Source organism: Oleiphilus sp. HI0128 (assembly GCF_001635365.1).
On the sequence record NZ_LWGG01001455.1, the window covers coordinates 1 to 859 of the forward strand.

An 859-nucleotide genomic window follows, 5' to 3' on the forward strand; every position below is an offset into this window, starting at 1 on the left:
CGATGTGGGCACTTGTATTGGCAAACATTTATTTTGGTATCGATACAAGCTTGACTACCGACGCTGCAAATAGCGCATCTCAATGGTTATTCCAGAATACAACCTTAAGTATTAATGCTCAGGAGGTTTCTCCATGAACCTCTGGCAAGGTATTGAGCCATCACAGCTGATCACCCTCTCGATTCTTGTACCTTTTATTGGTGCGTTAATCGTTATCGCAACAGGTAAGAACCCAAACATCAGAGAGGCTGTCACATTAAGTACAGCAGCTATCTTATTCTCTATCGTATTAGCAATTACCGACTATACCTTTCAGGGTGTTGCCCTTAAGCTTGATGTTATCGACTTATTTCCAGGTCTTGGGATCAGCTTTGAAGTTGAACCCCTTGGCGTACTTTTCGCTATTGTAGCGAGCTTCTTGTGGATCATTACCAGCATCTACGCGATTGGTTATATGCGAGGCCACAATGAAGAAAACCAAACTCGATTTTTCTGCTGCTTCGCACTGGCGATCAGTTCCGTTATGGCAATTTGCTTCTCAGGCAACCTGCTAACACTATTCATATTTTATGAAGTATTAACACTGTCAACTTACCCACTAGTAACACATGCTGGGACTGAAGCAGCCAAGCAAGGCGGCAGAACTTACCTCGGCATCTTGCTTAGTACATCAATCGCATTTTTACTCTTTGCTGTCTTGGGTACTTACAGCTTAACAGGCACATTGGATTTCCAAGCAGGTGGAATTTTTGATAATTCACACAGCAAGGCCGTCCTTAGCGTTCTACTCGTTCTATTCTGCTATGGCATTGGTAAAGCAGCCATTATGCCTTTCCATCGCTGGCTACCTGCCGCAATG

1 protein-coding gene is annotated in these 859 nt (G+C 43.8%); it reads left to right on the top strand.

The features are described from left to right. Positions 1–133: 133 nt before the first annotated feature. A partial coding sequence (locus A3763_RS23985; RefSeq protein WP_304440843.1) for a proton-conducting transporter membrane subunit occupies positions 134–859 on the top strand: 726 nt, incomplete at its 3' end.